This window comes from Kitasatospora sp. NPDC097643, from assembly GCF_040302625.1.
Taxonomy (GTDB): domain Bacteria; phylum Actinomycetota; class Actinomycetes; order Streptomycetales; family Streptomycetaceae; genus Kitasatospora.
Genome location: NZ_JBEOSA010000089.1, coordinates 1 through 20,010 on the forward strand (window position 1 = coordinate 1; position 20,010 = coordinate 20,010).

Here is a 20,010-nt window from a genome sequence, read left to right on the forward strand (position 1 = left end):
GAACAGGGGTTACGATCGCGACTACCGAGCTCAGTGTTGAGTACCAGGAGTCAAGCACGCACGGCGGGCCCCCTCGGGTCGGGCGTCAGGCCCGGTCGCAGGCCTGCGCCCGCAGGGCGCGGGCCAGGTCGTCGCGGCGCTCCAGCACCAGGCGGCGCAGCGCCGGCGCGGCCAGCGGGTGGCCGTCCAGCCAGGCGTCCGCCTCGGCCAGGGTCTGCGCGCTGATCTGGGCGCTCGGGAAGAACCCGCCGACGATCCGCATCGCGATCTCGATGGTCCGCTCGGCCCAGACCCGCTCCAGCAGCTTGAAGTACGGCGCGGCGTAGAGCGCGGTCAGGTCGCGGTGGGAGGGCAGCGCGAAGCCCGCGATGTTGGCCTCGACCAGGGCGTTGGGCAGCTCGTCGGAGTCGACGACGGCCGACCAGGCGGCGGCCTTGGCCTCCGGGGTGGGCCGGGCGGCCAGGCACTGGGTGTACTGGCGCTTGCCGCTGGCGGTGTTGTCGGCGGCGAGCTCGGCGGCCAGCTCCTCGTCGCCGGCCTGACCGGCGGCGGCCAGGGCCAGCCAGAGCGACCAGCGGAGCTCCTGGTCGACCTCCAGGCCGTCGATCCGGGCGCTGCCGGCCAGCAGGCCGCGGACCAGGCCGAGGTGCTCGGCGCCGCCGGCGGTCTGGGCGAGGAAGCGGGCCCAGGCCAGCTGGTGGTCGCTGCCGGGGACGGCCTCGCGCAGCTCGCGCAGGGCGCCGTCGGCCAGCTGCCGCTCGCCCTCGGCGCGCCACTGGGGGTCGGCGTACTGGTCGACGGCGGTCTTGGCCTGGGAGTGCAGCGATTGCAGCACGCCGATGTTGCCCTCCTGGCCGGCGAAGCGCAGCACCAGGGCGACGTAGTCGCGGGCCGGCATCAGGCCGTCCCGGGTGAGGTTCCAGACGGCGGACCAGGCGAGGGCCCGGGCCAGGTCGTCCCCGATGTCGCCGAGGCCGGCCCGCAGGGTCTCCAGGGACTCGGCGTCGAAGCGGATCTTGCAGTAGGTGAGGTCGTCGTCGTTGAGCAGCACCAGCGCGGGGCGGGGGCGGCCGGCGGCCTCGGTGACGACGGTGCGGGCGCCGGTGACGTCGAGCTCGATCCGGCCGGTGCGCATCAGGGCGCCGTCGGCGTCCCGGTCGTAGAGGCCGACCGCGATCCGGTGCGGGCGCAGCACGTCGCCGTCCTGGAGCACGGCCAGCTCGGTGATCCGGCCCTCGGCGTCCACCGTGAGCTGCGGGGTGAGCGCGTTGACCCCGGCGGTCTGCAGCCAGGCGGCGGCCCAGCTCTTGAGGTCTCGGCCGCTGGTCTCCTCCAGGATGTCCAGCAGGTCGCCGAGTTCGGTGTTGCCGAAGGCGTGCCGCTTGAAGTAGCGGCGGGCGCCCTCGAAGAAGGCCTCCGAACCGGCGTACGCCACCAGCTGCTTGAGGACGGCGGCGCCCTTGGCGTAGGTGATGCCGTCGAAGTTGAGCTTGGCGTCCTCGAGGTCCCGGATGTCGGCGGTGATCGGGTGGGTGGTGGGGAACTGGTCCTGCCGGTAGGCCCAGGCCTTGCGCTGGTTGGCGAAGGTGACCCAGGCGGAGCTGTACCGGGTGCGGGCGCCGATCAGGCCGTAGGAGCCCATGAAGTCGGCGAAGGACTCCTTCAGCCACAGGTCGTCCCACCAGCGCATGGTGACCAGGTCGCCGAACCACATGTGCGCCATCTCGTGCAGGATGACGTTGGCGCGGGCCTCGTAGGCGGCGTCGGTGACCTTCGAGCGGAAGACGAACTCCTCCTTGAAGGTGACGCAGCCGGGGTTCTCCATGGCGCCGATGTTGTACTCGGGGACGAAGACCTGGTCGTACTTGCCGAAGGGGTACGGGTAGTCGAAGGTCTCGTGGAAGAAGTCGAGCCCGAGCTTGGTGACGCCGAGGATCTCGTCCGCGTCGAAGTACGGCGCGAGGGACTGGCGGCACAGCGCGGAGAGCGGGATCTCCAGGGTGGTGCCGTCGGCGAGCTCGCGGCTGTAGTGGTCGCGGGCGACGTGGTACGGGCCGGCGGCGACGGCGGTCAGGTAGCTGGAGATCCGCCGGGTCGTCGTGAACTCCCAGGTGCGGGCGCCGTCTTCGGCGGTGACGGTCTCCACGGCGCCGTTGGACCAGACGTCCCAGGCGGCCGGGGCGGTCACCGTGAAGGTGAACGGCGCCTTCAGGTCGGGCTGTTCGAAGGTCGCGAACACCCGGCGGGCGTCGGCCGGTTCGTAGTGGGTGTAGAGGTAGGTCTCGCCGTCCGCCGGGTCGGTGAAGCGGTGCAGGCCCTCGCCGGTGCGGCTGTAGGCGCAGTCCGCCTCGATCTCCAGGACGTTCTCGGCGGCGAGGCCGTCGACGTGCACCCGGACGCCGTCGAAGGCGGTGGCCGGGTCGAGGGCGCGGCCGTTCAGGGTGACCGAGCGGACGGCGGTGGCCAGCAGGTCGAGGAAGGTCGCGGCGCCGGGCTCGGTGCAGCGGAAGGCGACCGTGGTGGTGGAGCGGAAGGTCGCGGCGGCCGGGTCGGGGGCCGAGGTCACGTCCAGCCGGACCCGGTAACCGTCCACGGCCAGGATGCTGGCCCGCTGCTGGGCTTCGTCGCGGCTCAGGTTCTTGCCCGGCACGGCGGTACTCCTTTGTCCGACTCGCACGGTGGTGCGGCTGTGGCTGCTGCGGTGGTGAGGCGCGCTGGTCCCGTGCCTCGCAGGGGCATCCTTTCACGCCGCCGTGCGCCGGTACCATTGCACAGGCCGGTGCGCCCGGTCCGGAATCAGCGGCGCCGGGCGGGTGTTGGGGGCTCAGGGGGCGGAACACCTCCCTGCCGCGCACCACCTCACGAAGGACGACAGCAGTGACATCTGCCGCTGAGCGCAAGACCGCCGACTTCTGGTTCGACCCGGCCTGCCCGTGGGCCTGGATGACGTCCCGCTGGCTGATCGAGGTCCAGCAGCTGCGCCCGGTCGACGTCAACTGGCACGTGATGAGCCTGTCGGTGCTCAACGAGCACCGGGACCTGCCGCAGAACTACCGCGAGCTGCTGGACAACGCCTGGGGCGCGGTCCGGGTCTGCATCGCGGCCGCCCAGCAGCACGGCGACGAGGTGCTCGGCCGGCTCTACACCGAGCTCGGCCTGCGTTTCCACAACCAGGGCCTGCCGCAGAACCGGGAGACCGTCGAGGCCGCGCTGGCGGCCGCCGGGCTGCCGGTCGAGCTGGCCGGCGCCGCCGACACCGACGCGTACGACGAGGCCCTGCGCGCCTCGCACAAGGAGGGCATCACGCTGGTCGGCGAGGACGTCGGCACCCCGGTGATCGCGGTGGAGGGCGCGGACGGCGAGCGGGTCGCCTTCTTCGGCCCGGTCGTCACCCCGGCCCCCAAGGGCGAGGCGGCGGCCCGGCTCTGGGACGGCACCCTGCTGGTGGCCTCCACCCCGGGCTTCTACGAGATCAAGCGGACCCGCACGGCGGGCCCGTCCTTCGAGTAGCGGACGGCGGGGGGCCCGGTACCGCGCGGCGGTACCGGGCCCCTCGTGCGTCCTGCGTGCCCGCCGGTCTCAGCGGCCGGCGGCGGCGTCCCGGCGCTGCTTGGCCAGCCCGGCGCCGGCCAGCAGGGCGACCAGCACCCCGGCCGCGTACAGCTGCTCCCGGTTGCCCTCGGTGGTGGTCATCAGGGCGAGGATGCCCACCACGGCGGCCATCGCGACCCAGGTCAGGTACGGGTAGCCCCACATCTTCACGGTGAGCAGTTCGGGCGCCTCGCGCTCCAGCCGGCGGCGCATCCTCAGCTGGACGATGCAGATGAACAGCCAGACCACCAGGATCGCCACGCCGGTGGTGTTCATCAGCCAGGTGAACACGGTGTCCGGCCAGAACTTGCCCGCCAGCACCGCGCCGAAGCCGAACAGGCAGGAGGCCAGCACGGCCCGGCGGGGCACCCCGCCGCCGACCTTGGCCAGCGCCTTGGGGCCCTGCCCGCGGCCGACCAGCGAGTACGCCATCCGGGAGGCGCCGTAGATGTTGGCGTTCATCGCGGACAGCAGTGCGATCAGCACCACCGCCTCCATGATCGCCCCCGCGCCGGGCACGCCGAGGTGGCGCAGCACGGTGACGTACGGGCCGTCGGCGACGACCGCCGGGTCCTTCCAGGAGACCAGGGTGACGACCAGCGCCATCGAGCCGATGTAGAAGATCGCGATCCGCCACACCGCGGTGCGCACCGCGTTGGCGACGTTCTTCTTCGGGTCGTCGGACTCGGCGGCGGCGATGGTCACGGTCTCCAGGCCGCCGTAGGCGAAGACCGAGGCGAGCAGGCCGACGATCAGTCCGCTGACGCCGGTGGGCAGGAAGCCGCCCTGGCCGGTGAGGTTGTCGGTGCCGGGGGCGCCGGGGCCGAGCACCCCGGTGACGCCGAGCACGCCGAGGACCAGGAAGGCGATGATCGCGGCGACCTTGATGGTGGCGAACCAGAACTCGAACTCGCCGAAGTTCTTCACGGCGGTGAGGTTGCTGGCGCAGAAGAAGACCATGAACAGGCCGACCCAGACCCAGGCGGAGACGCCGGGGACCCAGCCGTTGACGATCTTCCCGGCGGCGGTGGCCTCGGCGGCGACGCCGCAGCAGAGCATCACCCAGTACATCCAGCCGGCCGTGATCCCGGCCCAGGGGCCGACCTCCTTCTCGGCGTGGACCGAGAAGGAGCCGGAGGCGGGGCGGGCGGCGGACATCTCGCCGAGCATCCGCATGATCAGCATGACCAGCAAGCCGGAGAGGGTGAACGCCAGGATGATCGCGGGGCCGGCGGCCGCGATGCCCGCGCCGGAGCCGACGAAGAGGCCGGCGCCGATGACGCCGCCGAGCGCGATCATCGACAGGTGGCGCTGCTTGAGCCCGTGGGAGAGCTGCTCGCCGGAGGCCGACGCGGCGGGGGCGTCGGTGGTCCCGGGCGCCGGGGGCGCGGAGGTGGGGGCCATAGAGGTGGGTCCAGACTGTGCGGAATGCGGCATGAGTTGTCCAATATCCGGCGATCAAGCTGTTCATGCCAACGGCCCAACGCCTGGGCCCACCATCCGGACCGGGCGGGCGCGTACGGTCATCACGTGGTGACGCTGCGTTGGTTTGGGCCGGGATGGGCCGGATCCGACAACGGTCGACCGCGGGGCTTTGTCCGAAACCATGGCGGCGGCGAAGTGGATCACCACGTAGGTTCACAGGTGTTCACTCACCTGAGCGCCCCCTGGAGGAGCCCCCGATGGCCACTGCCACCACCCCGATAGCGCGCCGCGCCGTCCTCGCCGACCTGCTGCCCGCCGCGACCACCCGACTCGGCGCCCAGGCCCGCGACCTGGCCCTGGTGGTCGGCGGCGCCGCCCTGACCGGCGTGGCCGCCCAGCTGTCGGTGAACGTCCCCGGCTCGCCCGTGCCGGTCACCGGCCAGACCTTCGCCGCCCTGCTGGTCGGCACCGCGCTCGGCGCCCGCCGGGGCGTCGCCTCGCTCGGCCTCTACCTGCTGGCCGGCATGGCCGGCCTGCCCTGGTTCGCAGCCGGCGCCTCCGGCTGGGCCATGCCCTCCCTCGGCTACGTGCTCGGCTTCGTCCTCGCCGCCGCCCTGACCGGCGCGCTGGCCCGCCGCGGCGCCGACCGCACCCCGGTCAACACCGCCGTCACCATGGCGCTCGGCAGCCTCGCCATCTACGCGGTCGGCGTCCCGTACCTGGCCCTCTCGCTGCACGTGTCGCTCGCCCGGGCCGCCGAGCTCGGCCTCTACCCCTACCTGGTCGGCGACGCCCTGAAGGCGGCCCTCGCCGCCGGCGCCCTCCCGCTGGCCTGGCGGCTCGCCGGCAAGCGCTGACGGCCGGAGGACCCCTCCTGCGGAGCCCGGGCCCGCACGCATGCCACACTCATGGTCATGCGCGTGTACCTGGGCTCCGACCATGCCGGATACGAACTGAAGAACCACCTCGTGGAGTGGCTCAAGGAGGCCGGCCACGAGCCGGTCGACTGCGGGCCGCACATCTACGACGCCGAGGACGACTACCCGCCGTTCTGCCTGCGCGCCGCCGAGCGCACCGCCGCCGACCCGGAGGCGCTGGGCGTCGTCATCGGCGGCTCGGGCAACGGCGAGGCGATCGCCGCCAACAAGGTGAAGGGCGTGCGGGCCGCACTGGCCTGGAGCGAGCAGACCGCCTCGCTCGGCCGCGAGCACAACAACGCCAACGTGATCTCGGTCGGCGGCCGCATGCACACGCTGGAGGAGGCCACGAAGTTCGTCGAGATCTTCCTCAACACCCCCTACAGCGGCGAGGCCCGGCACACCCGCCGGATCGAGATGCTGAGCGAGTACGAGACCACCGGCGAGCTCCCGCCGATCCCGGCCCACCACCCGCAGGGCTGATCCGCCTCCCCCCACCCTCCTCCGACGGCCGGCCGCACCCACCACGCGGCCGGCCGTCGCCGTGCCCGCCCCGGTCCGGGCCCGCCCACCCCCTGTGGCATCGGCCACAACCCCTCGGCGCGGGACGGCCGGTGCGCGCGGGGCGCGTGCGCCGCCGCCGGGAGCCGTACGCCCAACCGGCGCACGCCTCCTGACGCCGTGCCCGCCACCCCGTCGATCGGCCGAAACCGGCTGACGGGCTCGCGCCAGGGCGCGACCGCCGCCGTCCGGCCCGTCGACGCCGGGCGCCACCCGTGGATAGGGTCGGGCCCCATGGCTGGCAGACCGCCGGGCGCACCGCCCCAGACGACTGCGACGAGGCCCGGCGCCGCCCCGGCGTCCGAGCCCGTGACGGCCCGGTTGCGCAAGAGGCTCCGCCGGGTCCGCCGAAGGCTGCGCACGGCCGGTGTCGACTACTTCCGCGGCGGCGCCGCCGACTGGCCGGTGCTCTGCGCGCTCGCCCTGCTCGTCCCGATGCTGATCCTGCTCAACATCTGGATCCCCGCCTGGGCCCCGCCCACCGCCCTGGTCCTGCCGATCCTGGCCGGTGCGCTGCTGCTGCGCCCCGGCAGCCTGGTGGTGCTGTACGCGCTGGCCGCGCTCGGCCTCTCCGCCGAGTCGGTGATCCACACCGGCCAGCGGGTGGCCAGCGAGAACCCGGACGCCTACACCTACGGCGTCACCCCCGGCGCGGCCCTGGTGGTCGGCGCCGCCGGGGTCGGCGGCCTGCTGCTGGCCCAGTTCCGGGCCCGGGTCGGCGTGCCCTGGTGGGGCGGTTCCACGATGCTGTTCGACCTGCGCGAGCGGCTGCGGGTGCAGAGCCGGGTCCCGGCGCTGCCGGACGGCTGGCACGCGGACATGGCGCTGCGCCCGGCCGGCGGGCAGTCCTTCTCCGGGGACTTCGTGGTCGCCGCCCGGACCGGCCCCGGCCAGCGGCTGCTGGAGGTGGTCCTCGCGGACGTCTCCGGCAAGGGGATGGACGCCGGCTCCCGGGCGCTGCTGCTGTCCGGCGCCTTCGGCGGCCTGCTCGGCTCGCTGCCCGCGCACGACTTCCTGCCCGCCGCCAACGGCTACCTGCTGCGCCAGTCCTGGGAGGAGGGCTTCGCGACCGCCGTCCACCTGGTGCTGGACCTGGACACCGGCGAGTACGAACTGCTCTCCGCCGGGCACCTGCCGGGCATGCAGCGGCTGGCGGGCGCCGGGCGCTGGGAGATCAAGGAGACCACCGAGGGCCCGCTGCTCGGGATCTACGACGGCGCCAAGTTCGAGGGCGTGCGCGGCCGGCTGAACCGGGGCGACGTGCTGATGCTCTGCACCGACGGCATGGTGGAGGCGCCCGGCCGGGACCTGGCCGAGGGCATGGACCGGCTGATGGGGGAGGCGGACCGGCTGGTCCCCGGCAGCGGTCCGGCCGCGGGGGTCGGTGCGGCGGCCGCGCTGATCGAGACGGTGGCCCGGGACATCAACGACGACCGCGCCGTCCTGCTGCTCTGGCGCGACTGAGCGGCGTCGTGCCCCGGCACATGCCGGAGGCAGTCGCTGTCAAGCCTGGGAGCTGATCTTCGGCCAAATCGGGCGGCCCGTCAGCTGACCGGACCTGCCGCTTCCGCTATCCGCGCCTTGCCGTTTTCCGGCCGCTCAGCGCCGCCCCGCCGACGATTCGTCAGGACCGACCGGCTATCGTCTCGGACGGCGGAAACTCGTCTCGCATCCCAGGATATCGGCGTTGGGCTGACTGTCAGACCTTTACGCAATCGGCACGGTCGACCACACTGAGTCCGGGCGGGACTGTTCAGGATTCGGGGGATAGGGGGCGTCACGTGCGGCACGGCAGACATCGTTCGGCCGACGGGGGCTCCTTCACCGGCGGTGTGCCGGACGGTCCGCGATTCCGCCTCGGGACCGTCGGACAGGCCGGGGTCCGGCTTCGCAGGTGCCGCCGGGCGGTGGCACCACGCTATGAAACGAGGAAGTGAGTCCGGGTGGCACTCTCCGTCTCCGCGCTGGTCCTGTTCGCGATCCTGTGCATCATCTTCATCCGCAACAAGCAGATGAAGATCGCCCACGGCATCATCGCCGCCCTGTTCGGCTTCATGCTGCACGAGACCACGGTCGCGGGCTCGATCAACTCCCTGCTGGCGAACCTCGCGCACAGCATCTCCAACATCACCGGCGGCTGATCCGGCCGGGCCGTCCGCGATCGCCTTCCCGCCCCGAAGTGCTTCGGAGGCGAGCGGGCGAGATCAGCGCCCGGCCCGTCTGGCCTCTCGCCAGCGAGCGAACAGTCCCCGGGGGCGGGCCGCCGCCGGGGCCGGCAGGCGCATCGGTGCGGGTGCCACGGCACCCGCCGGCGCGGCCGCGGGCCGGGCCGGCGGCTCGGCCGTCAGCAGCACGAACAGCCGCGCCCAGCACAGCCGTTCACCCCGTGGCCAGTCCAGCGCGCGCAGCGCCGCCGAGGCCGCCTCCGACACCTCGCCGCCCACCCGGACTTCGGCGACGTCGTCCCCCGCCTTCCCGCCCAGGAAGAGCTTCACCCCGACCGGCCCCGGCCCGGCCAGCTCCGGCCGCAGCGCGGGCGCGAGCGCCGGCAGCACCCGGTTCTCGGCGAGCCAGCCGGCCAGGTGTTCGTTGCCGAAGCCGAACACCGCCGCGGGGCCCTGAACCGCGTGCCAGCCCGGGAGTTCGGGGTGGTCCGCGTGGTCGGCGTACACGCCGCGCCCGTCCGTCAGCTCGACCAGCACCGAGGCGGTGGTGGTCGCCCACATCCGCACCGCGTTGGCGAGCTTCTCCTCCTCGGTCTTGCCGAGCCCGGCCGCGCAGTCCCACACCACCGGTGCGTCGGCCCGGCCCAGGTGCAGCACGAACCCGAGGTCGACGTGCCCGCCGCCCTCGCTCCCGGGGTGCTCCCGCACGGCCACCGCCGTGGTGCCCGGGCCGCGCACCACCTCGCCGTCCACGCTGAACTCCTGCCCGAGGCGCGCCATCTCCCCGACCACACAGCGCTGTATGACGGCCAGTCGCTCCTGCGGACGCACCGGGACTCCTCCACCTCGGGAGCGCGACCCGGGCGGACGCGCTCGAACTGCGCTCGAACGCCGCCGAGGCTATCGGCCCGGCGCCCGACCGGGAAACCGGGCGACGCGCGCACCGCTCCGGTCGCGGAAATGCCCCATATGCACCATTTTGGGGAGCGTGAACCCTCCCCCCGGCCCGCGTGCCGGAGGTGAGCCGCGCCGCCCGCCTGGAGAACCCGCATGCCCCGCGCCGACCTGACGCCCGCTCCGCCCTTCCTGACGGCCCCTCCGCCGCTGCCGGCCCGCCCGGACGGCTCCGGCCTGGTCGCCGAGATCGAGGCCTACCTCGCCTCGCTGCCCGCCCCCGCCCGCACCCCGGTGCCGTACGTCTGCCCGTACGGCAGCACCCCGCGCCCCTGGTACGCCGGCCACCCGGTGCCCCGGGCCACCCTGCTCGACCGGGCGCTGCGCCGCCCGCCCCGCCCGGTGCCGGTCAGCGCCGCCGACCACCTGCGGCTGGCCTCCCGCTACATCGGCGCCTTCGGCTGGTTGCAGGGCGCGCTGTGGGACGCCCGCGGCCGGGTCTGCCTGCTCGGCGCGCAGGCGGCCGTCCTCGCGCACGGCTACGGCACCTCGGCCACCGTCCGCACCGCCCGGGTGCAGCTGATGGAGGTGCTGCACGCGACCGGCCGCCCGGCGCGCTCCCCGGACGAGTACAACGACCGCCCGGGCACCCGGGAGGGCGACGTCCACCTGCTGCTGGACCGGGCCGCCGCGCGCGCCCTGCGGCTGGGGCTCTGACCCTCCTGGGTCGACGAACGGCCCCGGGAACGCCGACGGCCCCGGTGCGGAAGACGCACCGGGGCCGGGCCGGAGAGCGGGCGACGAGAATCGAACTCGCGTGACTAGTTTGGAAGACTAGGGCTCTACCATTGAGCTACGCCCGCGCGATCCCCCGGGCGTTGCCGACCGGAAGTTCGGGGAACAGCGTACCTGGTCCGGTCGCTCCCGCGCACACCGCATTTCCCGCACACCTCTTCCGGGTGCCCGGAATATGTCGGCGAGCCGCCAGGGCCCGGCGTGTACGCTTCCTCTCGGCACCACGGGGTGTGGCGCAGTTTGGTAGCGCGTCCGCTTTGGGAGCGGAAGGCCGTCGGTTCGAATCCGGTCACCCCGACAGTGCGGCAGGGTCTCGCCACACCAGGGCGGGGCCCTGTTCTGTTCGGGCGCGACGGCGGCGTCTGGCGTCCGCCTTTCGTGGTACCGGTAGGATGGGGCGCTGGCGGTAGTCCCTGCGGCTTCAACCCAGGTCAACCGCACGAGGGCGAGGAGTCACGCTCACCGTCCACCCCCACGGGAGATGCAGCTCCAACCGCCCATCGCCCGTCTCGCCCGACCCGCCCGTACCGGTTTCGGCCGGCGGTAAGGGGACGGCGGAGACAACCTGACCGCAAGCCCATAGGAGACCTAACCGTGAAGAGCGCCGTCGAGACTCTGAACCCGACCCGGGTTCGACTCACCGTCGAGGTGCCCTTCGAGGAGCTCAAGCCCAGCCTCGACGCGGCGTACAAGAAGATCAACCAGCAGGTCACGGTTCCGGGCTTCCGCAAGGGCAAGATCCCGGCTCGCGTCATCGACCAGCGTTTCGGCCGTGGCGCCGTGCTGGAGGAGGCCGTCAACGACGCCCTGCCGCGCTTCTACACGCAGGCCGTCGACGAGGGCAAGATCGAGGTCCTCGGCCAGCCCGACATCACCAACATCGAGGGTGTCGAGAAGATCGCCGACGGCGGTGACCTGAAGTTCACCGCCGAGGTGGACATCCGCCCGGAGATCACCCTGCCCGACTTCGCCTCCATCGAGGTGACCGTCGACCCGATCGTCGTCTCCGACGAGGACGTCGAGAAGTCCCTGGAGCAGCTGCGCGAGCGCTTCTCCTCGGTCAAGGACGTCGAGCGCGCCGCGGCCGCCGGCGACATCGTCGTCGTGGACCTGGTCGCCAAGGTCGACGGCGAGGTGCCGGAGGACGGCACCGCCAACGGCGTCAGCTACGAGATCGGCTCGGGCCGCCTGATCGACGGCATCGACGAGGCCGTGACCGGCCTGGAGGCCGGTGGCACCGCGACCTTCGACACCGAGCTCAAGGGTGGCACCCAGGCGGGCAAGACCTCCGAGGTCACCGTCACCGTCACCGCCGTCCAGGAGAAGGAGCTGCCCGAGCTGGACGACGAGTTCGCCCAGCTGGCCAGCGAGTTCGACACCCTGGAGGACCTGCGCGCCGACTCCCGCAAGCGCCTCGAGCGCATGAAGGAGTACGACCAGGCCACCCAGGCCCAGGAGAAGGTGCTGGACGCGCTGCTCGGCCTGGTCGAGATCGAGTTCCCGGAGAAGCTGCTCGCGGACGAGATCCAGACCCGCAAGCACAACCTGGAGCACCACCAGCTGGAGCCCATGGGCCTGACCCTGGACACCTACCTGGAGACCCAGGGCAAGTCCCGCGAGGAGTGGGACGCGGAGATCGAGGAGCAGGCGAAGAAGGGCATCAAGACCCAGTTCGTCCTGGACCAGATCGTCGCCGACGAGGAGCTGGGTGTTAACCAGGAGGAGCTCACCGAGCACCTCATCCGCCGCGCCGCCGGCTCGGGCCTCACCCCGGACCAGTTCGCCCAGCAGGTCGTCCAGGGTGGCCAGGTGCCGCTGCTGGTCGGCGAGGTCGCCCGCGGCAAGGCGCTGGCCACCGTGGTCGAGGCCGCCAAGGTCGTCGACACCGAGGGCAACGAGATCAACTTCGACGACGAGGACGAGACGGGCGAGACCGTCGAGGCCTCCGCCGAGGAGACCTCCGCCGAGGAGACCACCGAGGCCTGAGCGCCCCGGTAGCCCCTGAGGCACAGAGCGGGCCCGGACGCCGTACGGTGTCCGGGCCCGCTGTCGTCCCACCCGCAGGAGTACGCGACCCTGCGCTCACAGCGAACAGTTCTGCGTGAGGGATTCTGCGGCCCGGCCTGCGCGTTAGGGTCCTTGGACAGCAACAATCACGACGTGATACCCGGAAGCTGTGCGACACCGCGACGGCCGTGGAGCGACCGTCCAAATCGACTGAGCAGGTGGCTAAGTGACGTTCCCGCAGATGCAGATGCCTGGCCCGATGGCGCCGCACGCCGCCTCTGGTGACGTGCTCGGCGGCCTGGGCGACCAGGTCTACAACCGGCTGCTCAACGAGCGGATCATCTTCCTCGGCCAGCAGGTCGACGACGACATCGCGAACAAGATCACCGCGCAGCTGCTGCTGCTGGCCGCGGACCCGGAAAAGGACATCTTCCTCTACATCAACTCCCCGGGCGGCTCGATCTCCGCGGGCATGGCGATCTACGACACCATGCAGTACATCAAGAACGACGTCGTCACCATCGCGATGGGCATGGCCGCCTCGATGGGCCAGTTCCTGCTGACCGCCGGCGCCAAGGGCAAGCGGTTCTCGCTGCCGAACGCCAACATCCTGATGCACCAGCCGTCCGCCGGCCTCGGCGGCTCGGCCACCGACATCCGCATCCAGGCCGAGCAGCTGCTGCGCACCAAGAAGCGGATGTCCGAGCTGATCGCCTTCCACAGCGGCCAGTCCTTCGAGCAGATCACCGCGGACTCCGACCGGGACCGCTGGTTCACGCCGGAGGAGGCCCTGGAGTACGGCCTGATCGACGCGATCATGCACAGCGCCGCGGACGTCCCCGGCGGCGGCGGCACGGGCGCCTGAGCCTCGGCCCGGCCCACGAGACCACAGCCACAACGCCCCGGAGGACTAGAACCCCCATGAACATCCCCAGCCTGTCGGCCGCCCAGGCCCGCGTCGAGGACATGCGCGCCGAGGGCCGCTACATCGTCCCGCGCTTCGTCGAGCGCACCACGCAGGGCATCCGCGAGTACGACCCGTACGCCAAGCTGTTCGAGGAGCGCATCATCTTCCTCGGCTCGCAGGTCGACGACGTCTCGGCGAACGACATCATGGCGCAGCTGCTGTGCCTGGAGTCGATGGACCCGGACCGCGAGATCCAGATGTACATCAACTCGCCCGGCGGCTCGTTCACGGCCCTGACGGCCATCTACGACACCATGCAGTACGTGAAGCCGGACATCACCACGGTCTGCATGGGCCAGGCGGCCTCCGCCGCGGCCGTGCTGCTCGCCGCCGGCACCCCCGGCAAGCGGATGGCGCTGCCGAACGCCCGTATCCTGATCCACCAGCCGTACACCGAGACCGGCCGCGGTCAGGTGTCCGACCTGGAGATCCAGGCCAAGGAGATCTTCCGGATGCGCGAGCAGCTGGAGGAGATGCTCTCCAAGCACTCCAACAAGGCGGTGGAGCAGGTGCGCGACGACATCGAGCGCGACAAGATCCTCACCGCCGAGGAGGCCCTGGAGTACGGCCTGATCGACCAGATCATCTCCACCCGCAAGACCTCGCTGACCTCCTGAGGTCGGCACCGCAGGGGCGGGGCGCGCACCCGGTTGCGCGTCCCGCCCCGGCTCATCGGCGGCCACCGCAACGGCATCTGTTCGGTATCAATTCGCCCAGGGCGTAGGGCAGACCCGGCGAAGAGGACGGAATCAGGGGCACGGCAGAGTACCGTCGGATAGCGAGACCGATCGCCGTCGGCGTTGACGGTCCACAGCACCAGGCCCCGGAACCCCTGCGGGGCCCCTGGCGAAGGGGAAGCACCTCGTGGCACGCATCGGAGACGGTGGCGACCTGCTCAAGTGCTCGTTCTGCGGCAAGTCGCAGAAGCAGGTGAAGAAGCTGATCGCCGGCCCAGGCGTGTACATCTGCGACGAGTGCATCGACCTGTGCAACGAGATCATCGAGGAGGAGCTCGCCGAGACCTCCGAGGTGCGCTTCGAGGAACTGCCGAAGCCGCGCGAGATCTACGAGTTCCTGGACCAGTACGTGGTCGGCCAGGACCTCGCCAAGAAGGCGCTCTCGGTCGCGGTGTACAACCACTACAAGCGGGTCCAGGCCGGCGAGGCGGGCCGCAGCGGTGGCAACGGCCGCGAGGACGCCATCGAGCTGGCCAAGTCGAACATCCTGCTGCTGGGCCCCACCGGCTCCGGTAAGACCCTGCTGGCGCAGACCCTGGCCCGGATGCTGAACGTGCCGTTCGCGATCGCGGACGCCACTGCGCTGACCGAGGCCGGGTACGTCGGCGAGGACGTCGAGAACATCCTGCTCAAGCTGATCCAGGCGGCCGACTACGACGTCAAGAAGGCCGAGACCGGGATCATCTACATCGACGAGATCGACAAGGTCGCCCGCAAGAGCGAGAACCCGTCGATCACCCGGGACGTCTCCGGCGAGGGTGTGCAGCAGGCGCTGCTGAAGATCCTGGAGGGCACCACCGCCTCGGTGCCGCCGCAGGGGGGCCGCAAGCACCCGCACCAGGAGTTCATCCAGATCGACACCACCAACGTGCTGTTCATCGTCGGCGGTGCGTTCGCCGGCCTGGAGCGGATCATCGAGGGCCGCGCGGGTGCCAAGGGCATCGGCTTCGGCGCCAACATCCGCTCCAAGCGGGAGTCGGACGCCAGCGACCACTTCCGTCAGGTGATGCCCGAGGACCTGGTGAAGTTCGGCATGATCCCCGAGTTCATCGGCCGTCTGCCGGTGATCACCAGCGTGCACAACCTGGACCGCGAGGCCCTGCTCCAGATCCTCACCGAGCCGAAGAACGCGCTGGTCAAGCAGTACCGCAAGCTCTTCGAACTCGACGGGGTCGAGCTGGAGTTCACCCGGGACGCGCTGGAGGCGATCGCCGACCAGGCGATCCTGCGCGGCACCGGCGCGCGCGGGCTGCGGGCCATCATGGAGGAGGTGCTGATGTCCGTGATGTACGAGGTGCCCTCGCGCCAGGACGTCGCCCGCGTGGTGGTCACCGGGGACGTGGTCTCCAAGCACGCCATCCCCACCCTGGTCCCGCGCGACATGATCAAGCGCGAGCGGCGCGAGAAGAGCGCCTGACCCGGCAGCCGTGACGGCGAAGGGCCCCGCACCGACCGGTGCGGGGCCCTTTTCCGTGTTCCGGTGGGCTACTTGGCGACGGTCATCGCGTCGCGGATCGCCCGGGCCTTGTCGGCGGCCTGGGCCGGGGTGAGCGGGGCGCCGCCGCTGCCGCCACCGGTGAGGCTGCTCTTGGTGAACGTCACCCGGCCGTAGGTCGACCGGTCGGCCCAGATGCAGACCGTGGACGAGGCCTTGCCGGCGAGCAGGCTGTACACGCCGCAGGAGAGCTTGGCGCCGGAGTTGTGGCTGTCCTGCGCCGGGAAGTCGGTCAGCGGGGTGGTCCAGGTGAGGCTGGTGCCGCCGGTCTTGGAGTCCTCGATGTTCTTCGCCGGGTCGTTGAGGTCCCCGTAGACGCCGATCACCGAGATGCTGTCCAGCGGGTCCGAGCCCTTGGTGTAACTGGCCACCAGGGCACTGAGGTTGCTGCCGACCTTGGCGCTGTCGGGGTTCTTGGCCGCGTCGACGGCCTCCTCCTTGGCGGTCTTCTGCACGTAGCCGTCCGGCAGCGTCTGCGGCGCGGTGAGCTTGTACTGGCCGCCCTTGTCGCTGCCGCCGAGGAACTTCCACGCGGCGAAGCCGCCGCCGCCCAGCACCAGCGCGCCGATCACCAGGCCGACGACCAGCCCGGTCTTGCCCTTCTGCGGCGGCGCCGGGTAGCCCGGCTGGCCGTACGGGGCCTGCGGCGGCACGCCGTAGGGCTGCTGCGGGGCGCCGTACGGCTGACCGCCCTGCGGCGGGTAGCCGTACTGGGGCTGCGGCGCGCCGTAGGGCGGCTGCGGCTGTGGGGCACCGTAGGGGGGCTGTCCCCCGTAAGGCTGCGGCTGCCCCTGCGGATACTGCTGGCCCTGGCCGTACATCAGTCCTGTGCTCCCCCGCCGCACCCGCGGCCTGTCGTGGTGTGGAGTTGTTCCGTGTCCGTCCGGAGAACCGGACGAGTGTCCGGGCACGGTACCGCACGGCGTCCGGTCGGGGCCCGCCCGGGCACGCGGAGTCCGCGGACCGAAAGCGGTTCGTAACCAGCGCCCGCGGTTACGTAAACTGTGCGTCGTGACCGACACGACGAACCAGCGCCCCGCGAGCACCACTGCCGGGGACGACGCAGCCACCCTCCCGACGACCTACACCCCCGCGGACGTAGAGGGCGAGCTGTACGAGCGCTGGGTGGAGCGTGGTTACTTCACCGCCGACGCGAAGAGCGACAAGCCGCCGTACACCATCGTCATCCCGCCGCCGAACGTCACCGGCGCGCTGCACCTGGGCCACGCCTTCCAGCACACGCTGATGGACGCGCTGACCCGCCGCAAGCGCATGCAGGGCTTCGAGACGCTCTGGCTGCCCGGCATGGACCACGCCGGCATCGCCACCCAGAACAAGGTGGAGCAGCAGCTCGCCGAGTCCGGCCTCTCCCGCCACGACCTGGGCCGCGAGGCCTTCGTCGAGAAGGTCTGGGAGTGGAAGGAGAACTACGGCGGCCGGATCCTCGGCCAGATGCGCCGCCTCGGCGACGGCGTGGACTGGTCGCGCGAGCGCTTCACCATGGACGAGGGCCTCTCGCAGGCCGTCCAGACCATCTTCAAGCGGCTCTTCGACGACGGCCTGATCTACCGCGCCGAGCGCATCATCAACTGGTGCCCGCGCTGCCTCACCGCGCTGTCCGACATCGAGGTGGAGCACGAGGAGGTCCCCGGCGAGCTGGTCTCGATCCGCTACGGCGAGGGCGAGGACTCGATCATCGTCGCCACCACCCGGGCCGAGACGATGCTGGGCGACACCGCCGTGGCCGTCCACCCGGAGGACGAGCGGTACAAGCACCTGGTCGGCCGGACCATCAAGCTGCCGCTGACCGACCGGGAGATCCCGGTCGTCGCCGACGAGCACGTCGACCCGGAGTTCGGCACCGGCGCGGTCAAGGTGACCCCGGCGCACGACCCCAACGACTTCGCCATCGGCCAGCGCCACAACCTGCCGAACCTGAACGTCATGGACGAGCGCGGTGTGATCACCGTGCACGGCCCGTTCCTCGGCCTGGACCGGATGGAGGCCCGCTCGGCCGTCGTCGGCGCGCTGCGCGAGCAGGGCCGGATCGTCGCCGAGAAGCGGCCGTACATGCACGCGGTCGGTCACTGCTCGCGCTGCCACACCGTGGTCGAGCCGCGGCTGTCCCTCCAGTGGTGGGTCAAGGTCGAGCCGCTGGCCAAGGCCGCGGGCGACGCCGTGCGCGACGGCAAGGTGGAGATCCACCCGAAGGAGCTGGAGCGCCGGTACTTCGACTGGGTCGACAACATGTACGACTGGTGCATCTCGCGCCAGCTGTGGTGGGGCCACCGGATCCCGGTCTGGTACGGCCCGGACGGCGAGGTCGTCTGTGTCGGACCGGACGAGCAGCCGCCGAGCGGCGAGGGCTGGCACCAGGACCCGGACGTCCTGGACACCTGGTTCTCCTCCGGCCTGTGGCCGTTCTCCACGCTCGGCTGGCCGGAGAAGACCGCCGACCTGGCGAAGTTCTACCCGACCGACGTCCTGCTCACCGGCCACGACATCATCTTCTTCTGGGTCGCCCGGATGATGATGTTCGGCCTGTACGCGATGGACGGCGAGGCGCCGTTCAAGACCGTCGCGCTGACCGGTCTGGTCCGGGACGAGTTCGGCAAGAAGATGTCGAAGTCCTCCGGCACCGCCGTGGACCCGCTGGACTGGATGGACGCCTACGGTGCCGACGCCGTCCGCTTCACCCTGGCCCGCGGTGCCAACCCGGGTGCCGACGTGCCGATCGGCGAGGACTGGGTCAAGGGCTCGCGGAACTTCTGCAACAAGATCTGGAACGCGACCCGCTTCGCGCTGATGAACGGCGCCACCGTCGAGGGCCCGCTGCCCGCGCCGGAGGAGCTGACGGCGGCCGACCGCTGGATCCTGTCCCGGCTGAACGCCACCGTCGCCGAGGCGGACGCGCTGTACGACGGGTACGAGTTCGCCAAGGTCTCGGACGCGCTGTTCCACTTCGCCTGGGACGAGGTCTTCGACTGGTACGTCGAGCTCTCCAAGACCACCCTGGCCAAGGGCGGCGCGCAGGCCGACGCCTCCCGCCGGGTCCTCGGCGAGGTCCTGGACGTCACCCTGCGGCTGCTGCACCCGGTCGTCCCGTTCGTCACCGAGACCCTGTGGACCCGGCTCACCGGCGCCGAGTCGCTGGTCGTCGCCGAGTGGCCGAAGGACAGCGGCTTCCGCGACGCCGCGGCCGAGGCCGAGGTCGCCACGGTGCAGCAGGTGGTCACCGAGGTCCGCCGGTTCCGCATCGACCAGGGCCTCCAGGACCGCCAGCGCGTCCCGGCCGCCCTGGAGCTGGCCGGCACCGCGCTGGTCGCGCACGAGGACGCGATCCGCTCGCTGCTGTGGCTGACGGCTCCCGGGGAGGGCTTCGCGGCCAGTGCCTCGCTGCCGGTGGCCGGCGCCACCGTCTCGCTGGACCTCTCCGGCACCATCGACGTCGCGGCGGAGCGCAAGCGCCTCGCCAAGGACCTCGCGGCCGCCGAGAAGGAGAAGACCCAGACCACCGCCAAGCTCGGCAACGAGGCGTTCCTCGCCAAGGCGCCGGACGACGTGGTCGCCAAGATCCGGGGCCGTCAGGAGGCCGCCGAGGCCGACATCGCCCGGATCACCGCCCAGCTCGCGGCGCTGCCGCAGGGCTGAGCACCCCGGTAGCGGCGAAAGGCCGCACCCCGCTTCGCGCGGGGTGCGGCCTTTCGGCTTACCCGGGGGGGCTCTTTCGCTACGCCTAATAGCCCAGCGCCATTGCTCCCTTCCGGCGAATATTCATCCTGGATCGGGTGAGGTCCTATTCCGCCCGAATTCATTCCGGTCTTGCCCGCGCGGGTTCGCGGAAGTTTGCAGGTCGGATGTGTACGGTGTGCTCTGAGTTTCTGCTGAGCGGTCTGCTGAACCGACGACCCTTGGGAGGGCATGGCGTGGTGGTGACCGAGGAACTGGCCGAGGAATTGCCTGCCGACGCGGTGGAGGAGGCCAAGGCCAGGGCGGCGACCCTGTTGCTGGCGTTCCGGCACGGAAACCAGCTCGCGTTCGACTACGAGCTGGACCGGCTGTTCGCGGAAAACGCCGAACGGGAAGTGACCACCCTGCTCACCTGGATCGCCGCCGAGGCCGTCCGCAAGGCGTACGCCCCCGAGGTCGGCGACCGGGTGCTGCGGGCGATGGCCCGGCGCGCCCCGGCGGACACCGGTGCGGTCGAGGTGGACGAGGAGACCGCGGACGCCGCCGGGCTGATCGAGGCGGTCGCGGCGGGCGAGGTCGCGCAGGTGCGGGGCCTGGTCGCCTCGACGGCCGACACCACCTTCCTGCTCGGCGGGCTGTTGCAGGGCGTCGCGATGATGCTGCCGCTGCTGCCCGAAGGCGAACTGGCCGATATCACAGCCGAGTTGCGCCGTCGGCACGGCGGCGCGGCGCACGTCCCGGAGGCCCGGGCGGGGGCCTGAGGCCC

At 71.7% G+C, this 20,010-nt stretch carries 16 protein-coding genes and 2 tRNA genes; 13 read left to right on the plus strand and 5 right to left on the minus strand.

Translation table 11 applies throughout. The features are described 5' to 3' along the window. Window positions 1-85: 85 nt before the first annotated feature. A complete protein-coding gene (gene pepN / locus ABTY15_RS35955) occupies window positions 86-2,650 on the minus strand; it encodes an aminopeptidase N (RefSeq protein WP_350605242.1) in 2,565 nt (854 codons plus the stop codon). 227 nt (window positions 2,651-2,877) lie between these two features. Here pepN and ABTY15_RS35960 point away from each other — a divergent pair, with 227 nt between their 5' ends. Further along, window positions 2,878-3,510 carry a mycothiol-dependent nitroreductase Rv2466c family protein gene (locus ABTY15_RS35960; protein WP_350605244.1) on the plus strand — a complete coding sequence of 211 codons (633 nt, stop codon included), beginning with the start codon at window positions 2,878-2,880 and terminating at the stop codon, window positions 3,508-3,510. A 69-nt stretch (window positions 3,511-3,579) separates the two neighbouring features. Here ABTY15_RS35960 and ABTY15_RS35965 read toward each other — a convergent pair whose 3' ends face one another. Further along, on the minus strand, window positions 3,580-4,995 hold the full coding sequence (locus tag ABTY15_RS35965) for an amino acid permease (RefSeq protein WP_350605245.1): 1,416 nt from the start codon (window positions 4,993-4,995) through the stop codon (window positions 3,580-3,582). A 278-nt stretch (window positions 4,996-5,273) separates the two neighbouring features. On the opposite strand from ABTY15_RS35965, the gene ABTY15_RS35970 reads away from it, so the two are divergent. The 4 genes from ABTY15_RS35970 to ABTY15_RS35985 all read left to right on the plus strand — a co-directional run bounded on the left by ABTY15_RS35970 (window position 5,274) and on the right by ABTY15_RS35985 (window position 8,635). Continuing rightward, window positions 5,274-5,873 carry a biotin transporter BioY gene (locus ABTY15_RS35970; RefSeq protein ID WP_350605247.1) on the plus strand — a complete coding sequence of 200 codons (600 nt, stop codon included), beginning with the start codon at window positions 5,274-5,276 and terminating at the stop codon, window positions 5,871-5,873. Window positions 5,874-5,930: 57 nt separating this feature from the next. After that, window positions 5,931-6,416, plus strand: a complete 486-nt coding sequence (locus tag ABTY15_RS35975) for a ribose-5-phosphate isomerase (protein WP_350605249.1) — start codon at window positions 5,931-5,933, stop codon at window positions 6,414-6,416. Between the two features lie 399 nt (window positions 6,417-6,815). Continuing rightward, window positions 6,816-7,958 (plus strand): SpoIIE family protein phosphatase, encoded by a 1,143-nt coding sequence (locus ABTY15_RS35980; protein WP_350605251.1) that lies wholly within the window; start codon window positions 6,816-6,818, stop codon window positions 7,956-7,958. A gap of 479 nt (window positions 7,959-8,437) precedes the next feature. Then, complete coding sequence (locus ABTY15_RS35985; RefSeq protein WP_350605253.1) at window positions 8,438-8,635, plus strand: hypothetical protein; 198 nt, start codon at window positions 8,438-8,440, stop codon at window positions 8,633-8,635. A 63-nt stretch (window positions 8,636-8,698) separates the two neighbouring features. Here ABTY15_RS35985 and ABTY15_RS35990 read toward each other — a convergent pair whose 3' ends face one another. Further along, window positions 8,699-9,490, minus strand: a complete 792-nt coding sequence (locus ABTY15_RS35990; protein ID WP_350605256.1) for a DUF6348 family protein — start codon at window positions 9,488-9,490, stop codon at window positions 8,699-8,701. A 219-nt stretch (window positions 9,491-9,709) separates the two neighbouring features. On the opposite strand from ABTY15_RS35990, the gene ABTY15_RS35995 reads away from it, so the two are divergent. Continuing rightward, window positions 9,710-10,270 carry a DUF6197 family protein gene (locus ABTY15_RS35995; RefSeq protein WP_350605258.1) on the plus strand — a complete coding sequence of 187 codons (561 nt, stop codon included), beginning with the start codon at window positions 9,710-9,712 and terminating at the stop codon, window positions 10,268-10,270. A 75-nt stretch (window positions 10,271-10,345) separates the two neighbouring features. Here the strand turns inward: ABTY15_RS35995 and ABTY15_RS36000 are convergent. Then, window positions 10,346-10,416 (minus strand) — tRNA-Gly (locus ABTY15_RS36000). A gap of 156 nt (window positions 10,417-10,572) precedes the next feature. Between ABTY15_RS36000 and ABTY15_RS36005 the strand changes: the two genes are divergently transcribed. From ABTY15_RS36005 to clpX, 5 genes are all read left to right on the plus strand, one after another. Continuing rightward, window positions 10,573-10,646, plus strand: a tRNA-Pro gene (locus tag ABTY15_RS36005). Between the two features lie 296 nt (window positions 10,647-10,942). Next, window positions 10,943-12,334 (plus strand): trigger factor, encoded by a 1,392-nt coding sequence (gene tig / locus ABTY15_RS36010; RefSeq protein WP_350605260.1) that lies wholly within the window; start codon window positions 10,943-10,945, stop codon window positions 12,332-12,334. A gap of 268 nt (window positions 12,335-12,602) precedes the next feature. Next, entirely contained in the window at window positions 12,603-13,220 is a 618-nt protein-coding gene (locus tag ABTY15_RS36015; RefSeq protein WP_502893670.1) for an ATP-dependent Clp protease proteolytic subunit, read from the plus strand. Window positions 13,221-13,276: 56 nt separating this feature from the next. After that, window positions 13,277-13,939, plus strand: a complete 663-nt coding sequence (locus ABTY15_RS36020) for an ATP-dependent Clp protease proteolytic subunit (protein ID WP_350605262.1) — start codon at window positions 13,277-13,279, stop codon at window positions 13,937-13,939. A 247-nt stretch (window positions 13,940-14,186) separates the two neighbouring features. Then, the gene (clpX, locus tag ABTY15_RS36025) at window positions 14,187-15,476 is read left to right on the plus strand and encodes an ATP-dependent Clp protease ATP-binding subunit ClpX (protein ID WP_350605264.1); all 1,290 of its coding nucleotides are present in this window, start codon (window positions 14,187-14,189) and stop codon (window positions 15,474-15,476) included. Window positions 15,477-15,544: 68 nt separating this feature from the next. Here clpX and ABTY15_RS36030 read toward each other — a convergent pair whose 3' ends face one another. Continuing rightward, a complete protein-coding gene (locus tag ABTY15_RS36030) occupies window positions 15,545-16,375 on the minus strand; it encodes a hypothetical protein (RefSeq protein WP_350605266.1) in 831 nt (276 codons plus the stop codon). Between the two features lie 190 nt (window positions 16,376-16,565). Between ABTY15_RS36030 and ABTY15_RS36035 the strand changes: the two genes are divergently transcribed. Both ABTY15_RS36035 and ABTY15_RS36040 read left to right on the plus strand, forming a co-directional pair. Continuing rightward, the gene (locus tag ABTY15_RS36035) at window positions 16,566-19,205 is read left to right on the plus strand and encodes a valine--tRNA ligase (RefSeq protein WP_350605268.1); all 2,640 of its coding nucleotides are present in this window, start codon (window positions 16,566-16,568) and stop codon (window positions 19,203-19,205) included. A gap of 275 nt (window positions 19,206-19,480) precedes the next feature. Then, entirely contained in the window at window positions 19,481-20,005 is a 525-nt protein-coding gene (locus ABTY15_RS36040; protein WP_350605269.1) for a hypothetical protein, read from the plus strand. Window positions 20,006-20,010: the final 5 nt, after the last annotated feature.